General features: G+C 43.0%; 6 protein-coding genes. 2 read left to right on the top strand and 4 right to left on the bottom strand.

Features of this window, described 5'->3' with window-relative positions; genetic code table 11:
• Positions 1 to 1,272: NAD(P)H-hydrate dehydratase (locus B2751_RS05475; protein WP_290773408.1), on the top strand; the 1,272-nt coding region annotated here is incomplete at its 5' end.
• 151 nt (positions 1,273 to 1,423) lie between these two features.
• Positions 1,424 to 3,253: a bifunctional diguanylate cyclase/phosphodiesterase gene (locus B2751_RS05470; RefSeq protein WP_290773406.1), complete on the top strand. Its 1,830-nt coding sequence runs from the start codon at positions 1,424 to 1,426 to the stop codon at positions 3,251 to 3,253.
• A 60-nt stretch (positions 3,254 to 3,313) separates the two neighbouring features.
• On the opposite strand, the gene B2751_RS05465 is transcribed toward B2751_RS05470, so the two are convergent.
• The 4 genes from B2751_RS05465 to B2751_RS05450 form a co-directional block, all read right to left on the bottom strand.
• Entirely contained in the window at positions 3,314 to 4,393 is a 1,080-nt protein-coding gene (locus B2751_RS05465; RefSeq protein ID WP_290773403.1) for a GGDEF domain-containing protein, read from the bottom strand.
• Between the two features lie 98 nt (positions 4,394 to 4,491).
• Positions 4,492 to 5,061: a 5' nucleotidase, NT5C type gene (locus tag B2751_RS05460; protein ID WP_231496878.1), complete on the bottom strand. Its 570-nt coding sequence runs from the start codon at positions 5,059 to 5,061 to the stop codon at positions 4,492 to 4,494.
• Positions 5,062 to 5,160: 99 nt separating this feature from the next.
• Positions 5,161 to 6,270, bottom strand: a complete 1,110-nt coding sequence (gene ispG, locus B2751_RS05455; RefSeq protein WP_035409173.1) for a flavodoxin-dependent (E)-4-hydroxy-3-methylbut-2-enyl-diphosphate synthase — start codon at positions 6,268 to 6,270, stop codon at positions 5,161 to 5,163.
• Positions 6,271 to 6,437: 167 nt separating this feature from the next.
• On the bottom strand, positions 6,438 to 6,923 hold the full coding sequence (locus B2751_RS05450; RefSeq protein ID WP_290773615.1) for a hypothetical protein: 486 nt from the start codon (positions 6,921 to 6,923) through the stop codon (positions 6,438 to 6,440).
• Positions 6,924 to 7,085: the final 162 nt, after the last annotated feature.

Raw genomic sequence — 7,085 nt, 5'->3', positions numbered from 1 at the left:
GGCAATAATGGTGGGGATGGTTATGTCATTGGTCGCGAACTGATACGTGACGGATTCGATGTCACGCTATTCACTCCGTTTGGAAAGAGTCGTTCGGATATTGCAACGATTCATACTCATTATGCAGAAGCGTTCGGACTTGTAGCCGAAAAACCATGTGGTCGATATGATGTCATTTTGGATGCCTTATACGGTACTGGATTTGATCCAGGTCGGATTAATCCGGAATTCGAGGCGCAGTGTACATTCGTATCGGAACAAAAGCAGCAAGGAGCACGCATCTATGCAATAGATGTACCGAGCGGTGTGCCAACGGACCATACTATAGGATTCAAAGAGATAGCGATTCGAGCAGATGCGACATTTCAATTGCATGCGATGAAACGATCTACCTTTTTGATACGGACGGCACCGTTTTATGGAGAATCAGAAACGCTAGATATCGGATTACCGGCTTTTGGTGAATGGCGCGTCTCACCGAAGGATCTGGCTTCCTTGTTTAAGCGGGAACCATACGGTCACAAGGGGACATACGGAACGGCATTATTGATTGGAGGAAGTGACACGATGCCGGGATCCATTCAACTTGCGACACGGGCAGCCCTAAGAACGGGAGTCGGTAAACTACAAGTCGCGACGACGTCACTTGCGAAACAGGGGATCGTCGTCCAAGCACCGGAAGCGATGGTCGTGGACCAGACGTTACCGGCGATTCAGAACGTGCTATCTTCCATATCAGCAGTTGGAATCGGTCCTGGTTTATCGCAAGAAGTAGCCGAAACATGGGTGGATCATCTACTTGAGAGTGATTTACCGGTAGTATTAGATGCCGGAGCACTAATAAAAGAAAGTTACCCAGAACGAACCGCGCCGATCATCGTCACACCGCATATTGGCGAATTCGCTCGGATGACGAATCAGACTGTTGCATGTATTCAAGATGATCTATTCGGTCAAGCAACTGAGTATGCCGTCTTGCATCAAGTAACTGTCGTTTTGAAATCCCATGTCATTTTAATCGCTAAACCAAATGGAGGTGGGTTTGTCATCTCTGGTGCATCGAGTGGTCTCGCAAAGGGAGGAAGCGGGGATACCTTGTTTGGAATTTTAACGAGTCTCCTTGCGCAACATCCATCAGGAGATGTCGAAAAAACGCTAGCGCTAGGAGCGGAGTGGTATGCGTGTGCTTCAAAACAAGTTGAACGACGATTACATCCAAGTAGTTTGTTAGCAACGGATGTCATCGAAGAGTTAGGACGATTTGGTTTATAGGACAATAAATGTTAGAGAAAAGTCTTCCACGACATGTATGAGGGAAGACTTTTCTTTTTAGGAAAGAATTGACACATTCGATACGATAGGAGTATCATCAAGCGATGTCGAAACCTATATACGAAAAAACTAATGGAAAGGAGGGAAATACATGGAGGACATTGTTCGGAAACAACAATGGTGGATCGGAAATTTTGCCCTTTTCATGATGCTTGTTGGCGCTTTAATCATTTATACGACGACGGAAGAGACGATAAAGAATGCATATTTAAGTCGTTCTGTCATTATTTCATTTTTAGTCCTCATGGGGATTTTTATTTTTTATATCAGTCGTCGTAAGATGGACGTGGTGTTGCAAACCCACTTATTGTCCTTGATGTTGCTCGTTGTTCCAATCACTTCGATTAGTTTTTTACCTTATGCGGCGGTCACCGTTTGGGCTAGCAGTTTTTTGTTTTTAATGATCGCTTTGATTTCGTATCAACGAATCATGATGTGGTACGCCATCATCATTGCCATCGCAACTAGTTTTTACGTCATGTGGAATGCCGATAACGTGACGGTGAAAATTGATCCGACTGATCATTATGGACGAATTGGCATGATTATAATTGGTGTTTCCATCGCCCTTGTCATCAATCACTTGCATATCCGTAATTTAAATCGTTTGAATGATTTGGCGATACAACTACACGATACGGCACGCTGTGACGAAGAAACAGGTGTTTTGAATCGTCAAGGATTGAACGAAGTCGATTTCCCAAGACCTGAAAAACAGCTCATTTTTGTCGGGATTCATTTAGAAAATTATTATGAGTTGGCACGGTATTTTGGAGAAGACATTCAGTCACAAGTGTTACGAGCATGTATTGAACGGCTCAAGCGAAAACTACCTCCTTATCAAGCGTTTGCTCGAATCGAAGCAGGAACGTTATTGATCGTCATGAAAAAGCCGGACAAGGTGGCATGTAAGGAAGCGATGGAAAAATTGAGTCAAGAAATTTCCATACCTTACGAAATCGAAGGGCATCATGTCTACGTCAACATATCCATCGTCATCGATAATGGAGAAGGGGCGACGGACAATCGGAAGCGTCGAGTACAGCAGTTATTGACTGCGCTACAGGAAGCCGCTCAACAAAATGAACGTGTGATGTGCATTGACCAAGCCTGGCGAAAGGATCAAGAATTGCGAGTCAAAGCAGCACAATCATTAGCACAGGCTAATATTGAAACGGACTTTCACCTCGTCTATCAATTGCAGTACGATGTTCGATCAGAACAATTCATTGGTCTTGAAGCATTGGTTCGCTGGAAGACCTCGTTGCAAGGAGCTGATCGACCATCCGTCTTCATCCCGATTGCTGAAAAAAGTGACTTGATGATTCGTCTAGGAGAATGGATTTTTGAGGAGGGGTGTAAGACGCGTAAAGCATTGATCGGTCTCGTTCCGGATGAATTTACCTTATCGGTTAACGTATCGCCACGACAATTGACGAGTGAGTCATTCATGCCATTCATTGAACGAACGCTACTCAAGTATGCACTAAAGCCGCAACAGATTAAGATCGAGATCACGGAAAGTCAGTCGCTTGATTTTGAGAGTCAATCGATTCATCGAGCGCTCAAGCGCATCAAAACACTCGATTTTCCAGTTTCTCTTGATGATTTCGGGACTGGTCATGCCTCGTATCACGTCCTCGAACGTTTATTACCGTTACGTCAATTAAAGATTCCAAAGCAATTCATTGAACAAATCGGAGCATCAGAGAAACGACAATCGATCCTTGAGTCGATTTTTCAATTGAGTCAGTCGATGCATGTCGAATGTATCGTCGAGGGGGTAGAGACGGGAGAAGAAGTACGCATTGCCAAAGAAATCGGGATTCATTTGTTCCAAGGCTACTTCTTCGCTAAACCGGTACCACTCGAAGAAATCATCTGTCTACTACAAAAATCGAATGAAGGAACGATTCATTAATACCTAAAAAGCCACTTCAGTCCGAACCTTTCGGAGAGAAGTGGCTTTTTCATACAGTATTTATGATTGGTACAGTCGATATTGATTTCGACCTTGTGTTTTTGCTTCATACAAAGCAATATCTGCTTGCTTGAAGACCATTTCAGCGGGTTGATGATGAGCGTAAGCAATTCCAGCAGATACCGTGATCGATACAGCGTGATCCTGCATGACAAATGGCGTTTGTTGAACGGCTGCCACGATTGTTTCTGCTAAATGAATAGGTTCGTAAAGGTCACAATCTGGAATGATGACGATGAACTCTTCACCGCCATATCGACCAACCGTGATAGGTGCGGGACAATGTTCATTCAATACAATCGAAAAATGGCGCAAGACGGCGTCGCCGCCGGCGTGACCATGTGTGTCATTCACACTCTTGAAGTGATCTAAGTCAAACAAGATGACGCCCCAAGAAGCTCTGTTTTTTTCAAGCGTCGTGACCTTTTCCAAAATGACATGTCGATTCGCAAGCCTTGTTAATTGATCGGTCGAAGCGAGATAGGATTGATAAGAGTAAAGAACAAAATGTTGTTGCAGGAGTAGTGACAAACGATAAAACAAAAAGGCTCCGCCAATCGTTAAGATGAAATAAGGAATATAAATCGTCCTCCAGGCATCTACAGGGGAATTACTCGTAATCAGTCGCCAAAGAACAAGTAGAGAACCGACTGTCACGATGGCGGTAAAAAAATATCCTTGCCGTGTAATGAACCGACGACAAATAAATGACAGCATCAAAAAACCGAGTAGCGTCATGACAGAACTAAGTAAGGCATTTATAGAATCGCCATTATCGATTAAAAAACGATAAATCAAAAGCATTAATCCCGTCACTGTGATACTGATGTTACCACCGAATAAAGCGGATAAAGCGAGGGGTAATAAACGCAAATCAATCAGTGCGCCGTTTAAATCGATCGCATGATGCATAAGAAGAATACCGGTGATCCCATTAGCAAAACCAAAATACAGCCGAGTAGATATCATCGAGTCGGGTTGAATCGGTAAACGATCACGAAGCAGATAAAAGGCGAACGTAGAAACGAGAAAAATAATACAAATATTAATAAAAAAGATATTCACTGTAGCAAGCATCATGAAGCACTTCCTATTTTAAAATTTAAAACGAAAATCATTGTAAGATATCTCAGAGTTCAATAACATGAAAAACGGAAAAAACAGCCTAATCGGCTGTTTTAACGAATCGGTGCAAATTTTTGAATCTCTTGAACAGCCTCATTCCATGAAGCGACACGAATAACATTATTCGGTACGGCTTTACGGTTATAAGGTGCGTCGAACAAAATCACAGGGATGAATGTATCTTCTGCAATCTGCACAGCATTCTCTAATCGATCTTCCATAAACAAATCGAGTGATAAATCACGGACGACTTGTACTTTGTCGTGTGATCCCGTCATGATTAAGGAATCAAGAGGAAGTTCATGTTGTTTGATCCACTCTTCAGTTACAGGACGAACGAGTTCCGATCGTGCTGTCACGTAATGGAGATCATATTGCTTCCGCAAATTCCATAAGTGGTGGCGAACATGTTCTTGAGGGATGGACTCACGATAAATTCCTGACTCGTGACCGGAGTTCACCATGTAGTCCCAAAATTCGATTTGATTCATATCCGTATACGTATGCAATTCATATTCAGACGCCTGATTGAAGTCAATCGACGTTCCGAGATGTTTATTCATGTAAGTGAAGCAAGAGGATGGATGTGTGATTGTTCCATCGATGTCGATTCCAATTTTCATTTACAGTCACCCACGTTCTAAGAATTTTTCTTCACTTAGTATAACATAGTCGAAATCGAGATACGAAAAAAGACTCCTCATGAAAGAGGAGCCCCTATCTTATACGTGATTTGCTTTTTCGGCTTCTTTTTCAGCCTGTTTTTCGAGGACGATGGCATCGATCTCTTTTTTCAATTCTTCGACCATTGTTGCTTCTGGTACTTTACGAATGATTTCTCCGTGGCGGAACAACAATCCTTCGTTACGAGCGCCGGCGATACCGATATCGGCTTCACGTGCTTCACCAGGACCGTTGACTGCACAACCAAGAACAGCAACTTTGATGTTCGCTTGGATATTTTCGATATAGTCTTCGATTTCTGCAGCGATCGACATCAAATCGATTTCGATCCGACCACATGTTGGACATGAGATCAATGTCGCAGCGTTGGCTGCGAGACCAAATGATTTCAAGACTTCTTTTGCGACTTTTACTTCTTCGACAGGGTCCGCTGAAAGAGATACACGAACCGTATTTCCGATTCCGCGTGAGAGGATCGCTCCAAGTCCTGCTGCTGATTTTAATGAACCAGAACGAAGTGGACCCGATTCCGTAATCCCTACGTGAAGTGGATAGTCAAACGATTCAGAAGCAAGTTGATATGCTTCAAGCGCCAACTGTACGTCTGATGCTTTCAATGAAACGATGATGTCATGGAAGTCGAGGTCTTCAAGGATCTTGATGTGGTGCAAGGCACTTTCGACCATACCACGTGCTGTTGGATAACCGTATTTTTCGAGAATGTGCTTTTCGAGTGAACCAGCGTTTACCCCAATACGGATTGGGATGTTTTTCGCTTTTGCTGCTGTCACGACGGCTTCGACTTTTTCGCGGCGACCGATATTACCTGGGTTGATCCGGATTTTATCGACGCCAGCTTCGATCGCCATGAGCGCGAGTTTATAGTTGAAGTGGATGTCTACGACAAGCGGGATGTTGATTCGGCTTTTGATTTCTGCAAGTGCGAGCGCATCACGTTCTTCTGGACAAGCGACGCGGACGATTTGGCAACCAGCTTCTTCAAGACGTAGGATTTCAGCGACTGTCGCTTCGACGTCGTGTGTTTTAGTTGTCGTCATACTTTGGATGATGACTTCATTATTTCCACCAATGACAAGGTCCCCTACACGAACGGGACGAGTCTTAGAGCGATGGACCATTTTCGGCATATCGAAAATCTCCTTTTGTGGCATACCGCCATATTGTTTATGTTTACCTTTTCTATCATATCGAACTATTCCCTAAAAATCGAGAAACAAGAACGAAAATCGAACATTTACAATTGTTTAATGAAAGTAAGGCGTCCGTCAATCCGTCGGACGCCTGATTTTGATACTCATCGAGATTTACGTGACGCGCGAGGTTTCGGGGAACGGGCAATCCATAATGGCACCAACGTGTAAATGAAGTGCCCGAGGATGAGTAAAGCAACTCCTATTTGATGATGCCCCAATTGGTAAAGAAACATGCCAAGGGGGAAGGTCCATAGATTCGTTGCAACCGTATAAGGGAACGTCTGACGATATGCCCATGGACGGGGGAGTAACAGACGAACGAATCCTTTCGTCAGATATGCCATCAAGAGCAAATACAGTAAGACCGCAATAGCGATGAAGATGAAGTGGAGAACGAACCAAATCACGATTGGAATATTTTTTTGTAAAAAGAAGGAATCGATGATCGTCGTCCATAGTGAAATCCAAGCCAATCCACAGAAATACAAAGAAACATCTGATAGACGAAGTCGTAAAAACGAGCGGTTTGGAATTAATGAAGTTTGTAAGTAATTAATGAGTTGACGTAAAAAAGACAAGAATATCACTCTTTCCATTGTTTTATAACAGATTTTTTGGTTTGTCTATTTGTTCATAAATAAAGGAATTATTGTAGTGGTACAGATTAATAAAACCTTAACAATTGGATATCGGGAAAACTGTTTACAAGTTCATTAGACCTTTACATAATAGGGGGGTCGAAAAAATAA

It is taken from the genome of Exiguobacterium sp. UBA6282 (assembly GCF_002440475.1).
Lineage (GTDB): Bacteria > Bacillota > Bacilli > Exiguobacteriales > Exiguobacteriaceae > Exiguobacterium_A.
This window is presented reverse-complemented; position numbering and strand designations above follow the sequence as displayed.

What these genes read in the sequence shown, in the direction of transcription:
- B2751_RS05470 (WP_290773406.1), top strand. Translation starts at nt 1,424, where the DNA reads ATGGAGGACATTGTTCGGAAACAACAATGGTGGATCGGAAATTTTGCC.
- B2751_RS05465 (WP_290773403.1), bottom strand. Translation starts at nt 4,393, where the DNA reads ATGATGCTTGCTACAGTGAATATCTTTTTTATTAATATTTGTATTATT.
- B2751_RS05460 (WP_231496878.1), bottom strand. Translation starts at nt 5,061, where the DNA reads ATGAAAATTGGAATCGACATCGATGGAACAATCACACATCCATCCTCT.
- ispG (WP_035409173.1), bottom strand. Translation starts at nt 6,270, where the DNA reads ATGCCGAAAATGGTCCATCGCTCTAAGACTCGTCCCGTTCGTGTAGGG.